The sequence below is a fragment of the Nocardia sp. NPDC049935 genome, assembly GCF_055586645.1.
Genome location: NZ_JBVJHV010000002.1, coordinates 885745 through 909150 on the forward strand (window position 1 = coordinate 885745; position 23406 = coordinate 909150).

Consider the following 23406-nt stretch of genomic DNA (forward strand, 5'->3'; position numbering starts at 1 on the left):
TATGACGATATCCGGCCTGGCGATGCTCACCCTGCTGGCGGTGCTGCTGGGACTGCTGGGGCTGCGCTACACCGGGCGTTTCGAAGACCGGGTGCCGGTGCGGGCGGTGCTCACCAGCACCGGTGACGGGCTGCCGGAACGCGCGGATGTGAAATTCCGGGGCATGGTGGTGGGCGCGGTCACCGAGGTGGAGGTGGTGGCGGCCGGGAAACGCCAGCAGGTCGCGATCGACCTGGATTCCCGGATCGCGCCGACCATTCCGGACAATGTGACCGCGCGGGTGGTGCCGAACAACCTGTTCGGGGTCACCGGTATCGAACTCGTGGACAACGGTGTCACACCCGGGCGGTTGTCCGAGGGCGCGGAGATCGCCGAGGACACCAGCGCGGGAACCGTGCAGCTGCAGACCACGCTGACGGTGCTGCGCGATGTGCTGACCAAGATCCAGCCGGAGAAGCTCGGCCGGGTGCTGGCGACCTTCTCCGAAGCGCTCGATCCGGGCGCGCGGGCGCCGGGGTCCACGATCGAACGACTCGACACCTGGGTCACCGAGGTCCGCCGGATCCAGGGGGTCGGCGATCTGCTCGGCGATCTGGGCCGCGCGACCACGGCACTGAGCCGGTCGGCGCCGGAACTGGTCGGCGTGCTGTCGGAATCGGTGACCACCGCGCGGACGCTCACCGAACGCCGCCAGAACCTCATCACCATGCTCGCCAACGCCGGCGGCGCGGTGGATTCGGTGAACAGCCTGTTCGCACACAACCCGGACGCGGCCAAGGAACTGGTGCCCGGGCTCGACGGCCTGTTCGGTTCGCTGGCGCAGGATCCGGACGCGATCCCGACCGCCGTCGCCAATCTCAACGCGGCTCTCGGAAAGCTGTCCGGGGCATTCGGATGGGGTGCCCAGCGGCAGATGCGCTGGAGCCTGGATGTGTCGTTCACCCCGTTCCAGCAGTACACGGCCGAGGATTGCCCTCGCTACGGCGAGATGGCAGGTCCGCGCTGCGGCGGTCCGTCGGTTCCGGCGACGGCCCCGCCGCAGGAGTATCCGCCGAGTCTGCTGCCGGGATGGGTCGAGGGCGCGGGGCCGAAGCCACCGGCACCGGTCGCGCCGGCGCCGGTGCAGACTCCGGCGTTGCCGGTGCTGCCGGGTCTGCCCGCGATCCCGGGATTGCCGGCCATTCCGGGTATCACGGCCCCGCTGTTTCCTGTCGCTCCGGGACCCGCTGCCGTTCCTGGCGCACCGGCGGTTCCGGGAGCAGCGGCAGTTCTGGGAACGCCGGCGGTCCCGGGTACTGCCGCCGATCCGGGAACACCCGTCGTCCCGGGTGCCACCGCGACACCGGGCGCTCCGGGGGCACCCGCGGCCGATCCGGGGCAACCGGCACCCGCGGCTGCTCCCGCGGGCGCACCGATCGCGCGGCTCCGCGGCCACGCCGCCGTCGCCGCGCTGCTCGGGCGCGAACCCACCACCGCCGAACTGCTCCTGCTCACCTCGGTACTGGCCGGCGGCACGATCGACGTCTACTCGGAGGGGGACGCCTGATGCGTCTGGCGCGCACGATCACGGGATTCAGCCTCTTCGCCGTCATCGCGATAGTGCTGACCTACACCATCTGGTCCACCCTGCAGCGGTCGGTGCCCGGTGAGACGGAGACCTATTCGGCCACCTTCACCGATGTGATGGGGGTCCGGGCCGGCGACGATGTGCGGATGGCGGGGGTGCGGGTCGGCCGGGTCGATTCGATCGAATTCGAACCCGATTACAAGGCCCGGCTGGTGCTGCGCATCGAGGAACGCCAGCGGCTCACCGATACCACCAAGGCGCTGGTGCGGTATCAGAACCTGATCGGGCAGCGCTATATCGCGTTGCTCCCCGGCACCGAGCGGGGCGCCGAGATCGCGCCGGGCACGCATATTCCGGTGGAACGCACCGAACCCTCCTTCGACGTCTCGGCGTTGCTCTCCGGATTCGAACCGCTGTTCAGCGTGCTGCAACCCGATCAGGTCAATTCCCTGTCCGACACTCTCATCCAGGCGCTGCAGGGTGACGGGGTGTCGTTGAGCGCGCTCATCACCCAGGCCGCCGAACTCGCCGACACCTTCGGGCAGCGCGACGAGATCCTGGGCGCGGTGATCACCAACCTGAGCAGTGTGATCGCCGGTCTGGCCAATCGCAGCGCCGAGCTCGAAACACTGATCACGCAGACCAGAGGTTTGATGGACGCGCTGTACGCCGAGGGCGAGACCTTGAAGAGTTCGGTGGATCAGATCGCCACCGCCACCGATTCCCTGACCGGCCTGATCACCACGGTCAAACCCGATATCGCCGCGGCGCAGAACGAGGCGACCACCGCGGTGGAGCTGCTGCTGCTCAACGGCGCCGCGCTCGACCAGGCCGCGGTCGAACTGCCGAACGTGCTCAACGGACTGGCCCGGTTCACCGGATACGGCGCCTACGGCAACGCCTATATCTGCAATCTGGACGTCTCGCTGTGGGGCGTGCTGCTACCGCCCGGACTGTTCTCCCAGATCGGCGGGAACTCGCAGTCGGAGGTGTGCCGCTGATGGCCCGTTTGCGATTCCCGAGGTATTCGGAGAACCGGTTCCTCTGGCAGGGCCTGATCGCCGCGGCCGCGGTGGCGGCGCTGCTGGTGGGTTCCAGCGTGCTCTCGCAGCTGCGGCTCACCGATAAAACCGTGACGGCCGAATTCCAGCAGGCCGCGGGGATGCGGGCCGGCGCGACGGTGGACGTATCCGGGATCGAGGTCGGGGAGGTCCGGGCGGTCCGGCTGGCGGGCGACAAGGTCGAGGTCGTCATGAAGATCAGCCGGGACATCCGGCTCGGCACCGACGCCCGCGCGGCGATCAAGATGTCGACGATCCTGGGCCGTCTGCATATCGAACTGATCCCGGGATCGGGACCGGAATCGGCGGACGACCGGATCCCGCTGGCCGCCACCACCGTTCCCTACAACCTGGCCAAGGTCATCCAGGATCCGATGTACAAATCCTCGTTCGAGCGGATCGAGCGCATCGATCCGGGCAAACTGCGGCAGGCTCTCGACGCGTTCTCGCAGCAGATGGGCGATTCGCCGGAACTCGCGGTGACCGCACTGGATTCGATCGGGTCGCTCGCCGCGGTGATCAACGCCCGCCGCGACGAGGTCGACACGCTGCTCAAGGGTATGGACCAGGTCGCGCAGGTGGTCGCCGACAACCAGAACAGTGTGCTCATGCTGCTGACCCGCGGCGAGGCGATCGGCAACGCGGTGGCGATGCGACAGGACCTGCTGCGCCGGCTACTGGACAATGTGGCCGCGTTGTCGGGGCTCTTGCGGGATATGGGTGTGGAGAACAACGAGCAACTCGGCCCCCTGATCGCCGACCTCGACACCATGACCCAGGGCCTGGAGAAGAACCGGGACAACCTGGACCGGTTGTACGAGGTCATGCCGGTCGCGCTGCGGCAGTTCAACAATGTGATCGGCAACGGGCCCTACGCCGATGTGTGGGCGCCCTGGTTCCTGCCGGACAACTGGCTGTGCTTCGCGCAGGCTGTGGAGGGGTGTGGACAATGAGCCTGCGCAGGATCGCCAGGATGGTGGCGGTCGGTATCGCCGGATTGTGCGCGGCCGGGTGCTCGGTACTGCCGGACAGTATCGCCGGGCTGCCGGAACAGTATCTGGGCGAGAACATCCGGGTCAGCGCCGATTTCGAGAATGTGGCCGGGCTCTACGCCGGTAACGAGGTCGCGGTGCTCGGGGTGCCGGTCGGGCGGGTGGAGACCGTGACCCCGCGCGGCAGCTACGTCGAGGTCACCATGTCGCTGAGCAAGGATGTCGCGGTGCCCGCGGACGCGATGGCCGCGCTCATCTCCCCGCAGCTGATCACCAACCGGCATGTCGAACTCGCCCCCGCCTACACCGGCGACGGACCGAAACTCACCAACGGGATGCATATTCCGCTGGAGCGGACCCGGGTCCCGGTGGAACTCGACCGGATCCTGGAGAACTTCGATCAGCTCGGTGCCGCCCTCAAGGGCGACAACGAGGCCGGGCCGCTGGCCAGCCGGGTGCTGTTCCCGCTGCTCGAAGGTAACGGCGACCGGCTCCGCGAAACACTCGACGATCTGTCGGCGGCCTTCGAGGTGACTTTCGCCAACAAGGACCAGATCGCCAACACCATCGTGAAACTGAACGAGATCACGCAGGTGGTGGCCCAGAACGATCAGACGGTCCGGGATTTCAGCGCCCGGCTCACCGAACTGGTGCAGTTGATGGGGGAGCAGTCGCCCGGGCTGCACGCGGTGCTCATCCAGCTCAACGATTTCGTCGCGAACACCTCGTCGGTGGTCGGGCAGAACCGCGACCAGCTGGCCGGCGCACTGCAGCGGTTCGTCACCATCTCGGCGCAGATGCGGGCCAACGCACGCGGTCTCACCGAACTGGTGGATATCGGGCCGCTGTTCTTCGAGAATCTCGCCAACGGGGTCAGCCATGAGCATCAGGCGTTCCGGGTGCACGCGCTGCTGGACAAGGCGCTGCTCGACAACGAGGTCCTGTCCACGTTCTGCGAACGGATACAGATGCGCTCCGACGGCTGCCGGACCGGCCGGCCACAGGACTTCGGTCCGGACTTCGGAATCACCGCCGCACTCCTGGGGATGACGCAGTGATGTCGGAGCGGCTCCGCCGCTCGAGGGTGGGGCCCCGGGGAGCCCGGGTCTTCACTCCCGGCGGTCGGTCGCTGCGCTCCCTCCCTCTGGTCGCTCCAGAACCGGGCGGGCCCCACCCACGGATGCGACGGTCCGGGGAAAGGATGGAGATGAGGGTTGGACTCGCTGCGCTGATGCTGGCGGTCGGTCTGGGGGTGTCGGGGTGTGGGGCGGTGACGGTGCAGGATGTGCCGATGCCCGAACCGGGGATCGGCGGGCCGGGGTACACCGTGCGGGCGCGGTTCACCGACGCGCTCAATCTGCCCGATCGCGCGCATGTGAAGATCGGCGGCACCGATATCGGGGTGGTGACCGGGATTTCGGCCACCGATTTCGTCGCCGATGTGGATCTGCTGATCCGGCAGGACATCCAGTTGCCGCGCGGCACCACCGCCGAGCTGCGCCAGTCGACCCCGCTCGGGGACATATTCATCGCCATGACGCTGCCGCGCGAGGATCCGAACGCGGCGCTGCTCGGCGAGGGCGACATCATCGATACCGATCACACCGGGGCGGGTGCGTCGGTGGAGGAACTGATGGTGTCGGTATCGCTGCTGCTCAACGGCGGCGGTCTGAACCAGGCCGCGCGGATCACCGCGGAGATGGATTCCATGTTCGCGGGCCGCGCCCCGCAGCTGGGGCATCTGATCACGGAGATGACGCAGGTGCTGGGCGCGCTGAACGCCCGGACCGCCGATATCGACAGTGTGCTGCACGGGGTGAACGTGCTCACCGGTGAACTGGCCGCGCGTAAACAGGAATTGGGCGAGGCGGCCGATACTTTCCCCGATCTGCTCGGGCTGGTGGCGGAGAACAATCGCGATATCACCGCGCTGATCCAGAAGATCTCGGTGACCATGGCGGCCCTGGGCGATTTCACCGACACCACCAGCCCGGAGTTCATCAGCCTGTTCGGCAGTATCCGGCGGCTCATGGGCGGGTTCACCGCGATGGGCGACAACCTGCGCCAGACCCTGGACGGCCTGCACGCCCTGTACCCGTCGCTGGATCAGTCGTTCGAGGGACCGGCGCTGGCCGTCGCGGCCCGGGTCTCCTATCTCAGCGTCGGCGCGCTGACCGATCCGCAACAGAGCCGGTTGCCCGACGGCACGGATGTGCCCGCGTTCATCGGCAGTCTCGCCCAGGTGCTGGCCAAGATCCAGGGCAGGCTGACCAGCCCGCCGCAACCGGGGCCGCCCGCGCAGGAAGGTCCACGATGAACATTCCGCTCTGGAACTGGCTGGTCCGCCGCCGGATCGGCGTCGCCAACATCGGTCTGGTGATCGTGCTGATCGCAGGCTGCGGCTATCTCGGCGCGGAAGTCCTGCGGATCAATGTGCTGCCCGACAGCACCTACCGGGTGACCGTGGAACTGCCCGGGTCCGGCGGGCTGCTGACCGGTAACGATGTGAACTTCCGGGGTACCCGGATCGGCCGGGTCGCCGATGTCCGGGTCTCGGAGACCGGTATCGAAGCGGTGGCCGAGATCGACGCGGCCACCGAGATCCCGGTGGGCGGCACCGTCGTGGTGGGCCGGTTGTCGGCGGTCGGCGAACAGTACCTGGATTTCCGGCCGGATGCCGATACCGGGCCCTACCTGCGCGACGGCGACCGGGTCGATATCGCGCAGACCCGGATCCCGGTGACCGTGCAATCCCTGCTGTCGAATATGAGCGCCATGATCAGCGGTCTCAACCCCGAGCGGCTCACCGTGATCGTGGACGAACTGGACAAAGCGCTGGCCGGTGGGCCGGACCGGTTGCGCAATATGATCTCCGGGATCAGCCGGGCGATGGCGGGTCTGGAAGATCTGCTCCCGCAGACCAGGCAGCTCATCGAGAACCTGTCGGTGATCGCCGACACCACCCAGTACGCCCAGCCCGATCTCGGTACGCTCACCGGTTCCGCGGGTGCGCTCTTCCAGCAGCTCACCGCCGCCGACCAGGAAGTGCGCCGGCTCCTGGATCTGGCCCCGGGGCAGCTGGCCACCCTCGGCGGGTTCATCACCGACACCCAGGATCCGATCACCAACCTGGTCACCAATTTCGTGGCCATCACCCGGGCCGCGAAACTGCGGCAACCGGCCATCGCGGCACTGTTCCCGGCGCTGCGGGCCGGGTCGGCGGCGCTGAACGTCCCGGTGCACGACGGGATGTTCCATACGCTGGTCGATATCTGGCCCCGCCCGACCTGCGAATACAACACGATCCCGGTGGTCCCGACCGAACGCGCCGACAGCCGGGTGCGGCTGTACAACTACTGCGTCACCGACGATCCGGCGCTGCAGGTGCGCGGATCGGCCAACGCCCCGAGACCGAACGTCCCCGACAACACGTCCGGACCCCCGCCGGGAGTGACCGGTGATGAACTGTCCCGCCCGATTCCGGGTCGTTAGGAGTTATCAGAGGATGAGCGATAAGGCAGCCGATTCCGGTTCCACGGAGACGGAACCGACGAAGCAGGCGCGGACGGGAGCTTCGGGCGATGAACCCGGGCGGAACCGCTCGCCGGTCCGGGCCCTGGAGGTGGGCCTGGTCGCGGCGGTGGTGCTGTTGATCGCCGCGCTCGGGGTCGGCGCCTATCTGTTCGCACAGGAGCGGGACCGGGCGCAAACGCTGACCGCGCACGAGGAGGTGCGGCAGGCGGCCTGCCGGTACGCGCCGGTGCTGGCCAACTACGACGCGAAGAACCTGGATCCGTATTTCACGGCCGTGCTGTCCGGCGCCACCGGCGACTGGAAGAAGGAATTCGAGACCACCACCGCCGAACTGCGGGAGGCGCTGGTGGCCGGGCAGGTGGTCTCCACTGCGGGCGATATCCAGTGCGCCGTGAAATCGGCCGACGCGCGGTCCGCGGAGGCGGTCGTGGTGATCGGGCAGACCATCACCAGCCTCGGGACGCAGGGCCGGCCCGCGCCCGGCCAGCTGGCGATGGTGATGCGGATGGAGAAGACCGACGGACGCTGGCTGGTGAACCAGATGAACTCGCCGCTGGCGCAGGCGCCGGCGCAGTGACCGGGCGCGCGCGGGGCGCCGGGTCAGCCCGCGGGGGCGCCGTACAGGATCGTCCGCATGAGCAGGGCCACCCGCTGCTGCGACGCGGCCGGAACCGTACCGAAAGACCGGCCCAGGTCCACGACCAGTGCGAACGCGGCGTGGACCAGGAACCGGGACTGCGGACCGGACAGGTCCGGGCGGACCTGGCGGACCAGCCGGGCCCATTCGTCCACGCTGAGCCGCTGCACATTGCGCAGCGCGGCGCGTTCCTCCGCGGGCACATGCTGGAACTCGGTGTAGTAGACGAAGGTCAGCTCACGTTCGGTGAACGACCCCTCGACGTACTGGTCGATCAGCGAATCCAGCGCTTCCCGGGGGCCGGCCGACGCGGCGACGGCCGGGCCGATCGCACTGGACACCCGTTCGGCGGCCCGGCGGAAGGCCGCGGTCAGCAGATCGCTCTTACCGCGATAGAAGCGGTACACCGCCGACGCCGCGGAAAGCCCGGCGGCGGTGGCGATATCCTCCACGCTCACATTCGGGTAGCCCCGGGCGTGGAAGAGTTCCACCCCCTTGCGGAGCAGCAGTTCGTGTTTGAACGATTCCGGAATCTCCACCGGGGGAACGGGTTCGATATCCACCGGCGCGGGCAGGGTGGTACGCGCCAGGTTCATACAGGTCGAAACGAGCAGGGCGACCAGTGATTTGGTGGGCAGCGCGGCGTGGTGATCGGCGATGCTGGTGATCGTGGACATCAGCGCGATCACCAAGACCAGACGGTCACCGGCACTCAGGGCGGGAGCGTAGGCGGCGAGCCGGGCGTCGAGGGCGTCGAGCACCGCCTTTTCCTGTTCGGCCCGGACCTCGCGGTCGGCGGGTTCGAGGTAGCGACCCTCCCAGCGCACCAGCGTGACGCTGGCCCGGTTCGCCACCGTGACCGTGCTCAGCCCCTCCAGCACCTGGCGCAGGCGGTTCTCCGGTGAGCGTTCGGCGGCCTCGGGCGGCAGTTGTACCGATTCGGCCATGGCCCGGCCGACCCGCAGCGACTCCTCCTGGAACAGCGCGTACTTGCTGGGGTAGTGCCGGTACAGGGCGGCGGAGCTGATACCGAGCCCGCCGGCGATGTCCTCCATGCTCACGCTGTGGTAGCCGTAGGAACCGAATGCCTGGGCGGCGGCAGCCGCGATCTGCGCCCGCCGGTTCTTGGGGCGGCGCCGGACGGGCCGGGCCGGTTCCTCGGATTTGCGGGCGTCGCCTGCTGCCTTGGCCAGGTCGTCTCCGCGCCCCCTCGCGCGCGCCGGCGGCGAGGACGGCCCGGCCCGGCGGTTGTCGACGCTCATTCCGCAATCCTATCGTCGGCTTACCTGGGACAACGCCACCCACCCCGCTCAGCGGCCCCTTTTCGGTGGTGTGCACCACAACCGGATACCGGTTGCGCGGCGACGAGGGCGGTTCCGGAGCGGTCCGGATTGCCGGGTCGAAGCTCCCATCGATGGGGAGAACATAGCCTGAGTACGACCGTTCGTTTCCCGACTGTCCGAATCGGGACACAGCGGGAGTGGAGGTGCGAGAGGCCGAGGACTGCGACATTGTCGGGCGCCGTGACCCGGACCGGTCGGCGGTGAAGGGTTCCTCTGCTGTCGAACTCGGCGCCTTGTTGCGGCGGTTGCGTGACGATCTGGACGAACTACTCGGCCGCAGGCTCGGTGGACACGTTCACCACAGGTGTCAGGGCACCGCTTGTGAGCTCCGTGGCGCGATACGACGCCATGAAGGTGACGATGAGCAGGGCGAGAAGCGGATGGCCGCCAGTTCGCGCCCGGTGGAGTCGTCCGGCAATATCGAGACCAGCGAGAGCGGAACAGGTGCCGGGGCCGGATCACATCCACTTCGTGGACTCTGGTTGGAAAGAAAGGTACCGGCGGACTCGGTCGACCCTTTTGTTTCGATCATGGATCTGCCCCCGGGTGAAGCGGCCGAGATCGCGAGCCGGATGGGGAAAAGGGTCGAGGGGGCCGACTACGTGGACACCCGTAGACGAGCTGAAGCCTGGCTGCGGTCCTACGCCACAGAGAAGGGAGTTCCGACTCCCGACAACCCGCTCTATTTCAAGCTTGTGAGTGAGCAAGGCACATATCCGCCCCCGGAAGGATCCGTTGTGATCCGAATTCCCGCCGACTCGATACCTGCCGAGCGTCTGACGCTGACCGTCGAGGACAGCTTCTTCCACTACCAGAAGGTCGTGGGAACACCTGCTTCCAATACACCGGAGGGACTCGAACCGCGCATCATCGCCGGTGTGGATGCGGACACGTCGATTGATTTCGATGGGGAGCACCGGAACTACCTCGACGCACTTCACAATGGGCGATACATCGAAGCGCAAGTATGGTCACGTGATGATCCGATCCTGGCGCAGGCGCGGGCCCAGTTCCAGGAAGGGATACCGACGGATCGGGTGATAACGGTGGAACCCCGTGCCGGCCGGTGAGGCATCGGGGAGTGACAAGGGTCGGTGACACCGCAACCACCGCCACCTGTGTTCTTCCGATTCCGCCGACGTCCGTAGCGACAAGTTCGCCGAAACGTTTCCACTGACCGGAACGGCGGCCCGCCCGGACCCGCGGTCCGGGTCACTATCGGCGCAGTCACACAACTCCGTTGGAACATGGAGGTTCCGATGCCGGCTCATGCACCGAACGGGCGAACCCAGCACGGTACAGAGGAATACAGGACGATCGAGGCGGCCGCGGCCCCGACCCGTTTCGCGCGCGGCTGGCACTGCCTGGGCCTGGCGAAATCGTTCCGGGACGGGCAACCGCACGAGGTGAAGGCCTTCGGTACCACGCTGGTGGTGTTCGAATCCGAGACCGATAAGACGCTGCATGTCCTCGACGCCTACTGCCGCCATATGGGCGGCAATCTGGCGATGGGCACCGTCAAGGGCGATTCCATCGCCTGCCCGTTCCACGACTGGCGCTGGGGCGGCAACGGTAAATGCACCGGGATCCCGTACGCGCGCCGCGTCCCGCCACTGGCCAAGACCCGCACCTGGCCCACGCTGGAACGTAACGGTCAGCTGTTCGTCTGGCACGACCCGCAGGGCAGTAAGCCCACCGACGAGGTCACCATCCCGGAACTCGAGGGCTACGGCACCGCGGAATGGACCGATTGGACGTGGAACACGCTCTACGTCGAGGGGTCGAACTGCCGTGAGATCGTGGACAATGTCGTCGATATGGCGCACTTCTTCTACGTCCACTATTCCTTCCCGCGCTATTTCAAAAACGTTTTCGAAGGCCATGTGGCCACCCAGTACATGCGGTCCACGCCGCGCGGCGATATCAATGTCGGAACCAGCTACGACGACCCGAACTCCGCGCTGCGGTCGGACGCCTCCTATTTCGGCCCGTCCTACATGATCGACTGGCTCTGGAACGACGCGCAGGGGATGACGATCGAAACGGTACTCATCAACTGCCACTATCCGGTGACCGCCAATTCGTTCGTGCTGCAGTACGGCGCGATGGTGAAGAAGCCGCAGGGTATGTCGGACGAGGCCGCCGAGGCGATGGCGGCGCAGTTCGCGCGCGGTGTCGAGGTGGGCTTCGAACAGGACGTCGAGATCTGGAAGAACAAGGCGCCGATCGACAACCCGCTGCTGTCGGAGGAGGACGGCCCGGTGTATCAGCTGCGGCGCTGGTACCAGCAGTTCTACGTCGACGTCGAGGACGTCACCGAGGATATGACCAAACGGTTCGAGTTCGAGATCGACACCGAACGCGCGGTCACCAGCTGGGAGGCCGAGGTCGCGGACAATATCGCCCGCGGCGCGGTGGTCGACACCACCGCCTGACCGGGCCCGTTTCCCGCTCGATCGCCTACGACGCAGCGCACACCTTTTCACCGTCGGTGGCCGTGGCCGTCCGGCCCGCCCCTCACAAAGGAATTCACTGATGAGCACAGTTATCGACAATCTCGCGGCGATCGCGGATCAGCTGCGGGAACAGGCGCCGGAAGCCGAACGGCTGGGCCGGCTCCCGGACTCGACCGCCAAACTCCTGAAAACGGCCGGGCCGATCCGGCTCCTGCAGCCGAAGAAATACGGCGGATTCGAAGCGCATCCGCGCGAATTCGCCGAATCGGTGATGGCCGCGGCGGCCCTGGATCCGGCCACCGGATGGATCTGCGGCATCGTGGGTGTGCATCCCTGGCAGCTCGCCTTCGCCGACCCGAAGGTGCAGGAGGAGGTGTGGGGCGCCGATAACGACACCTGGATGGCCTCGCCCTACGCCCCGACGGGTATCGCGCGCCCGGTCGACGGCGGTTATATCTTCAACGGCCGGTGGCAGTTCAGCTCCGGCACCGACCACTGCGACTGGATCTTCCTCGGCGCCCTGCTCGGTGACGAACAGGGCGGTATCGCGAACCCGCCGACAATGCTGCATATGATCCTGCCCCGCGCCGACTACCAGATCGTCGAGGATTCCTGGAATGTGGTGGGGCTGAAGGGCACCGGATCCAAGGACATCATCGTCAAGGACGCGTTCGTGCCCTCGTACCGGGTGATGAACGGCGATCACGTCATCGACGGCACCGCGCAGCGCGAGTACGGCGCCACCGAGACCCTGTACAAGATGCCGTGGTCGACCATGTTCCCGCTCGGCATCACCGCCGCGGTGATCGGTATCGCCGAGGGCGCCCTGGCCGCGCACCTTGACTACCAGCGCGAACGGGTGGGCGCGCAGGGTGTCGCGGTGAAGGACGATCCGTACGTGCTGTTCGCGATCAGCGAGGCCGCCGCCGATATCAACGCCGCGCGCCAGGAACTGCTCGCCAATGTGGACCGGATCTGGGGCATCGTCGACGCCGGCGGCGAGGTCGATTTCGCGGAGCGGGCGGCCGTGCGGCGCACCCAGGTGCGCGCGGCCTGGCGGGCCGTGATGGCCGTCGATCAGATCTTCGCCCGGTCGGGCGGTAACGCGCTGCGGATGGACAAACCGCTGCAGCGTTTCTGGCGCGACGCGCACGCCGGCCTCAATCACGCCATCCACGTCCCCAGCACGGTCTATCACGCCGCGTCGCTGAGCTCGATGGGATTCGATCCCGCCGACCAGTTGCGCTCGATGATCTGACCGGCCCGGACGACGAACGAGAAGGACAGACCGAACAATGACCGATATCAAGGGCCTGGGCTACGTACAGATCCAGACGACCGATCTGCCGCGCTGGCGGCAGTTCGCCTTCGAGGTACTGGGCTTCGCCGAAGGCAGCGGCCCGGACGAGAACGCCCTCTATCTGCGGATGGACGAGCGGGCCGCGCGTCTCACCGTGGTGGCCGGGGATACCGACGAAGTGGTGCGGATCGGCTGGGAGGTGCGTGACGGCGCCGCCCTGCGCCGGGTGCGGGAGGCGGTGTCGAAGGCCGGGATCACGGTGGAACAGCTCTCGCAGGAAGATGCCGACGCCCGCCGGGTGGAGGAGGCGATCACCTTCACCGATCCCGCCGGCGCCACCCTCGAGGTGTTCTACGGTCCGATCCTCGACCACAGCCCGGTCGTGACGCCGTTCGGCGCGCGTTTCGTGACGGGGGCCCAGGGCCTGGGTCATGTGGTGCTGCCCACCATGGACCCCAACGGCGCGTTCGAGTTCTACACCGAGGTGCTCGGGTTCCTGCCGCGCGGCGCGTTCCGTATCCCGGCGCCGCCGGAGTTCGGGCCGATGCGCATCCGCTTCCTGGGCGTCAACGAGCGGCATCACAGCCTGGCCCTGTGCCCGGCGCCGCACGGCGGTGCGCCCGGCCTCATCCACATCATGGTGGAGGTGGATTCGCTGGACGCGGTCGGTCAGGCGCTGGACCGGGTGGCCAAGGATGGCTTCGCGGTGTCCTCGACCCTGGGCCGGCATACCAACGACAAGATGGTGTCGTTCTACGTCCGCGCGCCCGGTGGCTGGGATATCGAGTTCGGCACCGAGGGGATGCGGGTCGACGAGCGGTACTACACGGCCGAGGAGATCACCGCGGACAGCTACTGGGGCCACGACTGGTCCGGTAGCGAACCCTTGGCGGCGATGTAATAACACCGCTACTCCGGCCCCCTGGACCGAGCATTTTGCCCGGTCCAGGGGGTCGTTCGTTATTTTCGGCCAACTTTTCGGGTTTTTGTGACAGCCCCCACATCGCGATGGTACTAATAGGAATATGCCTAATCGGCATATTCGATTGGCATCAGTTCGCAAGACCCAATGGAGGGCTCATGACTGTCCAGGCCGACGCCGCCACCCCGAGCGCTGTGCTCGATCGCGTCTCGCTGGTCCTCGACGCGTTCGAGGGCCCGGGACGCCTCACCCTCGCGCAGATCGTGCGCCGTACCGGGCTGCCCCGGTCCTCGGCGCACCGCATCCTGGAGCGGCTGGTGCAACTGCGCTGGCTGCGCCGCGACGGCCGCGACTACGAACTGGGCCTGCGGCTGATGGAACTCGGTTCGCTGGCGGTGCATCAGGACCGCCTGCACCGGGCCGCGGTGCCGTTCCTGCACGAACTGCACCGCACCACCGGATTCGTCGTGCACTTCGCCGTACTCGACGGCCCCGATGTGGTGTACCTGGACAAGATCGGCGGGCGGCTGGCGGGCGCGGTGCCCACCCGGGTCGGTGGCCGGCAGCCCGCGCACTGCACGGCGGTCGGCAAGGCCATGCTCGCCTACGCAGGTGCGGAGCGCGGCGATGTGTTCGGCGCCGGCCCGGTCCGGCAGCGCACCCGCTACTCCATCGCCACGGCCGCGCAGCTGCGCGCCGAACTGGCCAAGGTTCGCGCGCACGGGATCGCCTTCGAACGCGAGGAGTCACTGTCCGGGTTCGGATGCGTGGCGGCGCCGGTCGGCGATATCGGCCAGGCGGTGGCCGCGGTCTCCATCTGCGGTCCGGTGGACCGGATGGCCTTCGACCACCGGCTGGCCGCGCCCGTGCGGATGACGGCGCTGGGAATCTGGCGCAATGTGGAGGACGGCCAGGTCCGGGTGCATCCGACACTGCAGCAGTCCCGCCCGCTCGGCGTGCTGCCCAAGGCCCGTCCGGCCGGCACGCTCCAATACGTCTGAGGTCGTCCGGACGCGGAGTCGATCTCGCGCTCCGGCCGGGCCCCGTCTCTGCTCACCGCAACCGCGCGAGCGCTGCCTCGGCGGCGTGGAAGCCGCCCATTCCGTGGACGCCCGCGCCCGGTGGGGTCGCGGACGAGCAGAGATATACGCCGGGCACTCCGAGCGAATAGGGATTCAGGGCGATCCTGGGCCGGAATGCGATCTGCCTGGCGGTATTCGCGCCCGCGCCGATATCCCCGCCGACGTAGTTGGCGTTGTAGGCCGCGAGCGCGGCGGGGTCGCGGGTCGAGGTCGCCACGATCCGGTCCCGGAACCCGGGCGCGAAACGCTCGATCTGCCCGATGATCGCCTCGGTGGCATCGCCGGTATAGGCATGTGGGACATGCGCGTAGGCGTAGACGGGGTTGACCGAACCTCGCGACCGGGCCGGATCGGCCAGATACTGCTGCCCCAGCAGCACGAACGGCCGCTCGACCGGATCGCCGCGCACCGTGCCCATCTCGACAGCGGCGATCTCGGCGGCGCCGCCACCCAGATGCAGGGTTCCGGCCCGCCGGCAGTCCTCGTTGATCCACGGGATATCGCCCTCGACAGCGAAATCGACCTTGAAAGCCGCCGGACCGTAGCGGTACCGGCCGAGCGCGCGCCGGACCCGGTCGGGCAGCGCGTCGCCGAGGATGGTGAGCGCACCCCGGGGCGCGGTGTCGAGGATGACGATATCGGGCCGCTCCCCGGTGAGTTCCCGGAGCTGAGCCAAAGCCGTGACGGGGGTGCCGCTGACGACCTTGCCGCCCAGTTCGGTGAGTTCGGCCAGCAGCGCCCGGACGATGCTCTCACTCCCGCCCTCGGCCACCGGCCAGCCGACGGCGTGGGCGGCCGCGGTGAGCATCATCCCCACCGAACTGCCGAGCAACGTGTCCACGCGGCCGAAGGCGTGCGCGGCGACACCCATGAACAGCGCCCGGGCCGGTTCGTCCCGGAAGCGCCGCACCGTCCAGGTGGCCGGCTGCAGCGCGTGCATACCGAACCGGCCCAGGACCACCGGATGCCGCGGAATATGCACGATGGGCCGGAAGACCTCTCCGATGAGCGCATCGAAATTTCCGGTCGCCCCGGCGAAGAGGCGCTCCCAGGCGCGGGCGTCGACCCCGAGTGAACGGTCGGTGAGTCCGCGATCCCGGGCCGCCACACCGGCCCGGCCGTCGTCGAGCGGATGGGCGAGATCGATCTCGGGCCACAACCAGCGCAGACCGTGCCGTTCGAGGCCGAGCGAGGCGAAGAACGGCGAGGCCACCCCTGTCGGATGGAAGGCGGCGCAATCGTCGTGCACCAGACCCGGCACGGTCAGTTCACTGCTGCGCGCGCCACCACCGGGGCGCTCGTACGCCTCGAACACGGTGACCTCGAGGCCGGCCCGTGCCAGCCGGATGGCGGCGGCGAGCCCATTGGGCCCGCTGCCCACCACGACTGCGGTTGTCATACCAAGATTCCTTACCGACGGTGAGCGTTTCCCTCTCGACGGTAACCGTCAGTGCCGGGCCTGACGGCGATCGCCGAGTTTCCGGATCATCGCGACCACCCGCAGTCCACCCGCCGGCGCGAGATCGGCCGCCCGCACCAGGGCCCCGCGCCAGCGCGGGACCACCCGGAAGATCTGACGGCTACCCAGCAGCTCCAGTCCCGCTCGCGCGACGTCGTCCTCGTCGAGTGGTTTCGGACCGGAGAACAGCATCGCCGCGCCCGGGTCCTCGGCATGCGAGGTCACCATGGCGGTCCCGACCACGTCGGGGCACAGCGCATGGGCCCGGATCGGCAGCCCGGCATGCGTGAGATCGCCCTGAAGGGAGGTCGTATAGGACAGCACGGCCGCCTTGGTCGCGGCGTACAGCGCGAGCCCCGGCACCGGAGTCAGCGCCGACAGCGACGCGATATTGAGAATCGCCCCGCCCGCCGACCCCATCCGCGTGACGGCGGCCGCCGACCCCGCCATGACCCCGCGCACATTCACCTCGAGGATGCTCGCGATCTCCTCGTCCGAATGGGTCCAGGCGTCCCCGGCGAAGAGCACCCCGGCATTGTTCACCCAGATCGCGAGCCGTCCCAGGGCCGCGGCCTGCTCGGCGATCTCACGATGCGAGCCGATCTCCCGGACGTCCTGCCGAAACCCGATCGCGCCCCGCCCGATCTCGGCGGCGGCACGCTGCGCGGCGTCCCCGTCGAGATCGGTGAGCACGACCCGATGCCCGGCGTCGGCGAGGCGGCGGGCGAGGGCGAGACCGATACCGCGGCCGGCGCCGGTGACAACTGCTGTGGTGGTCATGGTGCGACGCTAGGCCGCGGCCGCCCAGGAGGGACAGGCGGTGGTCACAAGGTGGTGTTCCGCCGTTGTGTCGTGGCGAGCGCGGCGCGCAGCATTTCCCAGATCTCCTCGCGCGCGGTCCGGGTGACCGACAGCCCGGCGAAGGTCAGGAAGCCGTGGAAGAGTCCGTCGTAGCGGTGGTGGCGCACGGGCACCCCGGCGTCGGCGAGTTGGCGGGCGTAGGCGTCGCCGGATGTGCAGGGTGGGTCGAGTTCGGCGGTGATCACCACGGCGGGTGGTAGACCGGTCAGGCTGTCCGCACGGGTCGGCACCACGCGGGCGTCGTCCCGCCCGGCCGGTGCGTACTGCTGCCAGTACCAGCGCATGGCGGCGGCGGTGTTGTAGTAGCCGGTGCCGAAGCGGCGGTAGGACTCGGTATCGAAATCGTCGTCGATCACCGGATAGAGCAGCAGTTGCGCGGCGATCGCGGGACCGGCTTCGTCGCGGGCCGCCAGCGCCACGGTCGCGGCGAGATTGCCGCCCGCGCTGTCACCGGCGACAACCAGTGTTTTCGGGTCGCCGCCGAATTCGCCCGCATGCGCGGCGACCCAGGTCAGCGCGGCGTACATATCGTCGTGTGCGGCGGGGGCGGGATGTTCGGGGGCGAGCCGGTAGTCCACCGACACCACCACCGCACCGACCCCCTCCGCCATCGACCGGCAGAATTCGTCGTGGCTGTCCAGATCGCAGAACACGAACCCGCCGCCGTGCGCGAAGACGATCACCGGCAGCGCGGCGGCGTCGCTGTGCGGCCGGTAGATCCGCAGCGGTAGTGGGCCACCCGGGCCGTCGATGGTCAGATTGCGTACATCCCGCATGGCGGGCTGCCATTGCAGGGGTGCCCGGCGGCTCCGGATGATCGCCCGCAGTTCGGGCGCGGGCAGCGTGGTGACATCGGGGAAACCGCTGTTGAGGGTGGCCAGCATCGCGGCCACTTCGGGCAGCAGGTCCGGTTCGGTCGCCGAACTCCGAACACTCTCCATCTGCGGCCCTCCTGAAGATCGTCGCCGGTTGCGCACCGGAAATCGCTTCCGGTCGGGCCACCGTAGGCCGCGGCGCGGGGTGTGGCGGGCCGGGTTCCCGGACAGTGGGCCGATACCGAAAGCACCCGGGGAGAGGCCCGGCCGCCACACACGACGACGGGGTGCCGGCTCGTTCCCGCCCGAATCGTCTCGGGTCGTCGAGGCTCGGCTATCCGGATCGAGTTCGGCCGCGAGCCGCCACAGGAGTTCATTCCTCAGAGCCACCGGCCCGGTGATGAAGCCGAGGTCGACTTCGGAGAGGTCACTATCGAGCTGCGCCGCGAGCGGACCGTTCTCTACCTGTTCTCGCTGCGAATGTCCTACTCGGGCCGCTCGGTTCAGCGGGTGTGTTCGCCTCGGGCGGGCAGGAAGCGCTTCTGGAAGGGCATGTGCACGCGATCACCGTGCTGGGCGGGGTACCACACGAGAGACTCCGCTACGACAACCTGAAGGCCGCAGTCGCGAAGGTCCTCAGGTTGAGCATTGCAACACCGCCTCGGTTCGACGCGGCCGGGGTCCGGGCTCATTCAGCGGCCCGGACCACCCAGCGCGCGGCGGTGCCTTCAGAGGTCGGTCAGTCGGCGCAAGGTGAATGGCTCGGCGAGAATTTCCTGCAGGATCTGGGCGACGTGTTCGAAGTGCGGTAGGGAGAAGTGGAGGTCGAGTGCGGCGCTGTCGGTCCACTCTTCGACAATGATCATGTGGTCAGGGCGGGAGGGGTCGCTGAAAGGCTGGTAACCCAGGCAGCCTTCCTCGGCCAGGGTCGGCTCGATCATTGCGTTCAGCTCATCCCGCAACCGTTGCTCCTGGCCGGGCTCGGCGATGAATTCGGCGAGGATGGTGAGGGTCTTCGACATGGTGGAACTCCTGATCTTCATCGGTTGATCTTGGTGGTGCCGTCTTAGGCGGACGGTGTCCATCCTGTGGGTCACGGCCCTCGTCGATCCAGAGCTCCGGTCGGCCCCGGTTTGGTCTGCCTGGGTCTGCCAGGACCAGGCCGAGCAGATCGGTATCACCGATACTGGAAGTCATGGATCGTGAACAGCAGCTCAGCGAGTTCCTCAAGACCCGACGCGCTCGCGTGCTCCCCGACGAAGGTTCTCCAGGCACCTTCAGGGGTCAGCGGCGCGTGCCGGGCCTTCGCAGGGAAGAGCTGGCTCTGCTGGCCGGGGTGAGCGTCGACTATTACACCCGGCTGGAACAAGGCCGGGCCCGCAACGTCTCTGCTGAGATCCTGGACGCCGTTGCCGGCGCACTTCATCTCGACACCGACGAACGCATCCACCTACACAACCTGGCGAAACCCTCTACCATCCGCAAACGCTCCAGCCGTCCACAACAGGTCCGTCCCGAGATGAGCCAAGCGCTGGAGGCTCTATCGACCGTTCCCGTCTACATCGTCGGACGCCGCTTGGACGTGCTGGCTTGGAACGAATTGGCGCGTCTCCTGATCGCTGACTTCCCGAGCCTGCCCGCCGCCCAGCGGAACATGGCCCGCCTCGTTTTTCTCGACGAGGCGGCCCGCGATCTCTACCCCGAGTGGGAGAATAAAGCCCGCGATACCGTCGCCAACCTTCGTTTCGATGCCGGGCGGCATCCCGATGATCCACAACTGGCTTCGCTGGTCGGCGAACTGTCCTTGCACAGTGCTGAGTTCCGGCGGCTTTGGGCCGATCACGGCGTCCGCGGCAAGACCCACGGCCGCAAACGCTTCGCCCATCCACAACTCGGCGAACTGGCCCTCGATTACGTCGCTATGCGCGCCCCGGACGACCCCGACATGACCATGATGATCTACAGCGCCCCCAGCGGCTCCGATGCTGCGGCGTCTCTCCGGCTGCTAGCGAGTCTTACCGCCACGGCAACGAACGAACCCAAGGCACAGTACAGCCGCTGAGCCCCCGCCTCCCACCGCAAAGCGTTCGAGCGGCTCGGGCTCGTGGCCTTCACCATCGAATGCGCGGGCGACAGCCAAACACGCTGGTTCTCATCCGGCACTATGGGCATGTCTGCCCGAACCGGCCGGTCCTACGAGGGCCCGTCCTCCGCAACGACTTCTTCTAAGCCCGGCAGTCGAACACGCCGACCGCGGTGACGTCGAAATACACCGATCACTGATCTCAGAATTCACCCTTACTGCCATCGCGCACCAGGTAATGCGTACCGCCGACGGTCGTCTCGGCCAACTCCGCCGCCTCGACCCCCGCGGTGGGTGTGGCGCCCGCGATCGGCGCGGCGAGCAGGTATCCGGCAGTCGCGGCGAATCGACGTTCATGGCAGGGAGGTTCTGTCCGAGTGGCGCTGTGGTACGCGCTCGGGTGATGCCGATATCCCTAGAGTTCGAAGCGGCCCGGCCGGAGAGCATGCGCCGGGTTCTGTCGCTGCGGGAAAGGTATGGAATTGATGAGGCGTTCATTCGCGACGGTGGGGTTGGCGACCGGACTACTGCTCGGCGGCGCGGCGGTTGCTCAGGCGACGCCGCCACCCCCGGCGCCGTCCCCGCAGTGTTTGGCGGTGGGCATACCGCTCCAGTCGCTGGCGCAGGCGGCCGGCAGCAACGTGTACGGGAACGGCTCATCGGCGGCCCCGCTGCGCGCCCTGATACAGCTGTTGTGCGCGAAGTAGCGGGAGACGGGCTTCGGAAGCACGCTGTGCGAGCGCGATTCCGGCGCGGGTTCCGGTAGTCGTGTGGAGCCGACGGTTCGTGTCGCGGAGGTGCGGGTCGCCCTGATTCAGCGTCCGCTCGATCTGATGGCGCGGGCATAGTCGCTGGGTGAGCTGCCGTAGGCCTTCTTGAAGGACTTGGCGAAGTGGCTGCTGTCCGCGAATTGCCAATAGGCGGCGAGCTCGGAGATGCTCAGCGGGTTACGCGGTGCCGCAAGTGCGAGCCGGGCTTCGTCGAGTCGCCGGGAACGGATGTAGGCGGTCATCGACTCGCCGGCCGTCTCGAAGGCGCGGTGCAGGGTGCGGACGGAGACGTTGAGCGCCCGCGCCAGCACGGCCGGGGACAGCTCCGGATCGGTGAGCCGGCGATCCGCGAGATCCTTCGCCGCCTGCACCAGTGTCGGCGCCAGCTGGGGTTCCGCGTCGTCGAACTGTCCCAACGCCACCGCTTTGACCAGTTCGAGCAGGGCGTTGCGGGCAGCCTGCACACCCGTGGGACCGAGGTCGGCAATGGTCGTGTGCAGCATATTCGTGTGGGCCGCCAGTAGGCGGATCTCGGCCGCCTCCGCCGGTCCGCGGACGATCCGGCTCCCGAGTAGCGGTTCGAGGGCGGTGTCCGGCGGGAGGATAACGATCTTGATCGTCGTCTCCGGGGCCATTTCCCACGGGACCCGCCGGTCCTGGTGCCGGAGCATGAACTGCCCGGCGGGCACGGTGTGTTCGTGGCGACCCGACCGGTCTCCCACCGTCCAGGCGCCCCGTGTCAGGACACACAGATGGGTCCAATCCGCGACGCCGTCGAGGTGCTGGATGGCGGCCGCGCTGTGGATATCGGTTGTCGCCAGGTCGCCCACCCGGCGGAGCCGGGCCCGGACCCGGAAGTCGCCGACCGTGCCTGGGCTGTAGGTCGACAGCGGGAACCGGTCGCCCAGTTCCGACTCCCACCCGCGCCGGAAGGCGTCGAATCCGCGCGCCGCGGAGTCCGGCGGTGTGGAGTCCACGGCGAACGCGCCGCGCTGCGTATCCGAATCCATTCCTTCGGAGCCCATTTCCAGTTCCCTCGCGGTCGATGCTTCGACGCTCCGGTGGCGGATCTTTCGGCTCGGACGGCGCTGTGGCCCGGCACCACCCGGGCGCACTGCCCTCCGTGTACCCGATCGGATTTCGGAACACGCCCGTCGTTTGGTCGTCGCGGTGTGGTCCTCGGCACCCTGACCCGTCGGAGGGGTCGTGTCAGGGCACGGCGCCGGACATCCGTGCAGGGGTCGGCTATTGGGCTCCACCCGGACAACTCGAAGCGATAACGGTTCCGGCGCCGGCGGTGGATACAACCCGCGTAACGGTTTCGACCGGACCGGCCACTACCGACAACCCCGATCACACCGAACAGGAAGGTTTCGATGCCATGACCGGCACCGTTCCGAACGACACCACGACCGATACCGCCGCGGTCCTGAATCTGCTCACCGGCGGCTGGGTCGCGCAGACGCTCCGGGCCGTGGCCCAGTTGCGAATCGCCGACCATTTGGCCCACGGCCCGGCGACCGCCGAGCAGGTCGCCGCGAATACGGACAGCGATCCACGAACGACCTACCGGCTGATGCGAGCCGCTGCCTCGCTGGGCGTGCTCAGTGACGAAGGAGACCGCCGGTTCGGGCTCACCGGGCGGGGTCGGTTGCTACGCACGGATATCCCGGGCTCACTGCGTTCGCTGGTGCTGATCCAGAACGAGCACGCGCATTGGCAGGCATGGGAGCGCCTCCCCGAGGCGGTGCGTCAGGGCCGGACACAGGCGCGGGAAGCGCTGGGCACCGATGTGTTCGACTATTTCGCGCAGCCGGAGAATGCGGAGGAAGCGGCCCTTTTCGCCCGTGCGATGGGTGACTTCTCCGGCCTGGTCACCGCCGACGCGGTGGCCGCGGTCGATACCACAGGGGTGTCGACCGCGATCGATATCGGGGGCGCGGACGGCGACTTCGTGCTCGCCCTGATGCAGGCCGACCCGCGACTGCACGGCCAGGTGTTCGACCTGCCCCACGTCGTGGAGGGGGCCCGGGCCGAGGCCGGCAAACGCGGCCTGTCCGAACGTTTCTCCGCCGTGGCGGGGGATTTCTTCGCCGAGGTGCCGTCGGCGGACCTCTACGTCCTCAAGCACATCCTCCACGACTGGGACGATGAGCGCGCCGTCACGATTCTGCGCAACTGCCGGTCCGCCGTGAACCCGTCCGGGCGCCTGATGGTGGTGGAACTGGTGATCGGTGCGGTCGGCACCAGCGACTTCGCCACTCTGATGGATATGAACATGCTGGCCGTGACCGGAGGTATGGAACGCGATCTCGACGAGTACGACGCTCTCTTCTCGGCGTCGGGGTGGCGCAGGGTGAAGACATCTCCGGTGGGCGGGGTGTTCTGCATTCTGGAGCTCGCTCCCGCGTGACGTCGGCCGCCGACGCTGCGGCTACACCGCAGCGTCGGCACGGCCGCTGTCGGGGAGTCGCGCGAAATGCCCGCCGGCCGGTATTCGGCGTCGAATCCTGGCGAACCGGGT

Annotated in this window: 21 protein-coding genes; 14 read left to right on the forward strand and 7 right to left on the reverse strand. The window is 68.0% G+C overall.

What is annotated here, in order from left to right:
• Nucleotide 1: 1 nt before the first annotated feature.
• The 7 genes from ACZ6SF_RS12510 to ACZ6SF_RS12540 all read left to right on the forward strand — a co-directional run bounded on the left by ACZ6SF_RS12510 (nucleotide 2) and on the right by ACZ6SF_RS12540 (nucleotide 7731).
• Nucleotides 2-1546: an MlaD family protein gene (locus ACZ6SF_RS12510; RefSeq protein ID WP_466062152.1), complete on the forward strand. Its 1545-nt coding sequence runs from the start codon at nucleotides 2-4 to the stop codon at nucleotides 1544-1546.
• Nucleotides 1546-2568: an MCE family protein gene (locus ACZ6SF_RS12515; protein ID WP_466062153.1), complete on the forward strand. Its 1023-nt coding sequence runs from the start codon at nucleotides 1546-1548 to the stop codon at nucleotides 2566-2568. The genes ACZ6SF_RS12510 and ACZ6SF_RS12515 overlap by 1 nt, the downstream gene beginning before the upstream one ends.
• Nucleotides 2568-3581 (forward strand): MCE family protein, encoded by a 1014-nt coding sequence (locus ACZ6SF_RS12520; protein ID WP_466062154.1) that lies wholly within the window; start codon nucleotides 2568-2570, stop codon nucleotides 3579-3581. The genes ACZ6SF_RS12515 and ACZ6SF_RS12520 overlap by 1 nt, the downstream gene beginning before the upstream one ends.
• The gene (locus ACZ6SF_RS12525) at nucleotides 3578-4678 is read left to right on the forward strand and encodes an MCE family protein (protein ID WP_466062155.1); all 1101 of its coding nucleotides are present in this window, start codon (nucleotides 3578-3580) and stop codon (nucleotides 4676-4678) included. The genes ACZ6SF_RS12520 and ACZ6SF_RS12525 overlap by 4 nt, the downstream gene beginning before the upstream one ends.
• A gap of 149 nt (nucleotides 4679-4827) precedes the next feature.
• Nucleotides 4828-5937 carry an MCE family protein gene (locus tag ACZ6SF_RS12530; protein ID WP_466062156.1) on the forward strand — a complete coding sequence of 370 codons (1110 nt, stop codon included), beginning with the start codon at nucleotides 4828-4830 and terminating at the stop codon, nucleotides 5935-5937.
• Nucleotides 5934-7112: an MCE family protein gene (locus ACZ6SF_RS12535; protein ID WP_466062157.1), complete on the forward strand. Its 1179-nt coding sequence runs from the start codon at nucleotides 5934-5936 to the stop codon at nucleotides 7110-7112. Before ACZ6SF_RS12530 ends, ACZ6SF_RS12535 begins: the two co-directional genes overlap by 4 nt.
• 13 nt (nucleotides 7113-7125) lie before the next feature.
• A complete protein-coding gene (locus ACZ6SF_RS12540) occupies nucleotides 7126-7731 on the forward strand; it encodes a hypothetical protein (RefSeq protein WP_466062158.1) in 606 nt (201 codons plus the stop codon).
• Nucleotides 7732-7754: 23 nt separating this feature from the next.
• Here ACZ6SF_RS12540 and ACZ6SF_RS12545 read toward each other — a convergent pair whose 3' ends face one another.
• A complete protein-coding gene (locus ACZ6SF_RS12545) occupies nucleotides 7755-9053 on the reverse strand; it encodes a TetR/AcrR family transcriptional regulator (protein ID WP_466062159.1) in 1299 nt (432 codons plus the stop codon).
• Between the two features lie 224 nt (nucleotides 9054-9277).
• Here ACZ6SF_RS12545 and ACZ6SF_RS12550 point away from each other — a divergent pair, with 224 nt between their 5' ends.
• The 5 genes from ACZ6SF_RS12550 to ACZ6SF_RS12570 all read left to right on the forward strand — a co-directional run bounded on the left by ACZ6SF_RS12550 (nucleotide 9278) and on the right by ACZ6SF_RS12570 (nucleotide 14813).
• On the forward strand, nucleotides 9278-10204 hold the full coding sequence (locus ACZ6SF_RS12550; protein WP_466062160.1) for a hypothetical protein: 927 nt from the start codon (nucleotides 9278-9280) through the stop codon (nucleotides 10202-10204).
• A gap of 189 nt (nucleotides 10205-10393) precedes the next feature.
• Entirely contained in the window at nucleotides 10394-11569 is a 1176-nt protein-coding gene (locus tag ACZ6SF_RS12555; protein ID WP_466062161.1) for a Rieske 2Fe-2S domain-containing protein, read from the forward strand.
• A 97-nt stretch (nucleotides 11570-11666) separates the two neighbouring features.
• On the forward strand, nucleotides 11667-12848 hold the full coding sequence (locus ACZ6SF_RS12560) for an acyl-CoA dehydrogenase family protein (protein WP_449996382.1): 1182 nt from the start codon (nucleotides 11667-11669) through the stop codon (nucleotides 12846-12848).
• Between the two features lie 37 nt (nucleotides 12849-12885).
• Complete coding sequence (bphC, locus tag ACZ6SF_RS12565; RefSeq protein ID WP_466062162.1) at nucleotides 12886-13791, forward strand: biphenyl-2,3-diol 1,2-dioxygenase; 906 nt, start codon at nucleotides 12886-12888, stop codon at nucleotides 13789-13791.
• Between the two features lie 179 nt (nucleotides 13792-13970).
• On the forward strand, nucleotides 13971-14813 hold the full coding sequence (locus ACZ6SF_RS12570) for an IclR family transcriptional regulator (RefSeq protein WP_466062163.1): 843 nt from the start codon (nucleotides 13971-13973) through the stop codon (nucleotides 14811-14813).
• Nucleotides 14814-14865: 52 nt separating this feature from the next.
• Here the strand turns inward: ACZ6SF_RS12570 and ACZ6SF_RS12575 are convergent, their stop codons facing one another.
• From ACZ6SF_RS12575 to ACZ6SF_RS12590, 4 genes are all read right to left on the reverse strand, one after another.
• A complete protein-coding gene (locus ACZ6SF_RS12575) occupies nucleotides 14866-16293 on the reverse strand; it encodes a phytoene desaturase family protein (protein ID WP_466062164.1) in 1428 nt (475 codons plus the stop codon).
• A 48-nt stretch (nucleotides 16294-16341) separates the two neighbouring features.
• Nucleotides 16342-17133 carry an SDR family NAD(P)-dependent oxidoreductase gene (locus ACZ6SF_RS12580; protein ID WP_466062165.1) on the reverse strand — a complete coding sequence of 264 codons (792 nt, stop codon included), beginning with the start codon at nucleotides 17131-17133 and terminating at the stop codon, nucleotides 16342-16344.
• 44 nt (nucleotides 17134-17177) lie between these two features.
• Nucleotides 17178-18155 (reverse strand): alpha/beta hydrolase, encoded by a 978-nt coding sequence (locus tag ACZ6SF_RS12585; protein ID WP_466062166.1) that lies wholly within the window; start codon nucleotides 18153-18155, stop codon nucleotides 17178-17180.
• A gap of 602 nt (nucleotides 18156-18757) precedes the next feature.
• Nucleotides 18758-19051 carry a putative quinol monooxygenase gene (locus tag ACZ6SF_RS12590; protein ID WP_466062167.1) on the reverse strand — a complete coding sequence of 98 codons (294 nt, stop codon included), beginning with the start codon at nucleotides 19049-19051 and terminating at the stop codon, nucleotides 18758-18760.
• A gap of 173 nt (nucleotides 19052-19224) precedes the next feature.
• Here ACZ6SF_RS12590 and ACZ6SF_RS12595 point away from each other — a divergent pair, with 173 nt between their 5' ends.
• Nucleotides 19225-20091, forward strand: a complete 867-nt coding sequence (locus ACZ6SF_RS12595; protein ID WP_466062168.1) for a helix-turn-helix domain-containing protein — start codon at nucleotides 19225-19227, stop codon at nucleotides 20089-20091.
• Nucleotides 20092-20662: 571 nt separating this feature from the next.
• On the opposite strand, the gene ACZ6SF_RS12600 is transcribed toward ACZ6SF_RS12595, so the two are convergent.
• Together ACZ6SF_RS12600 and ACZ6SF_RS12605 are read right to left on the reverse strand one after the other, a co-directional pair.
• A complete protein-coding gene (locus ACZ6SF_RS12600) occupies nucleotides 20663-20842 on the reverse strand; it encodes a hypothetical protein (protein ID WP_466062169.1) in 180 nt (59 codons plus the stop codon).
• An 84-nt stretch (nucleotides 20843-20926) separates the two neighbouring features.
• Nucleotides 20927-21907: a helix-turn-helix domain-containing protein gene (locus tag ACZ6SF_RS12605; RefSeq protein WP_466062170.1), complete on the reverse strand. Its 981-nt coding sequence runs from the start codon at nucleotides 21905-21907 to the stop codon at nucleotides 20927-20929.
• A 356-nt stretch (nucleotides 21908-22263) separates the two neighbouring features.
• On the opposite strand from ACZ6SF_RS12605, the gene ACZ6SF_RS12610 reads away from it, so the two are divergent.
• A complete protein-coding gene (locus ACZ6SF_RS12610) occupies nucleotides 22264-23295 on the forward strand; it encodes a methyltransferase (RefSeq protein WP_466062171.1) in 1032 nt (343 codons plus the stop codon).
• The last annotated feature ends 111 nt before the right edge of the window (nucleotides 23296-23406 follow it).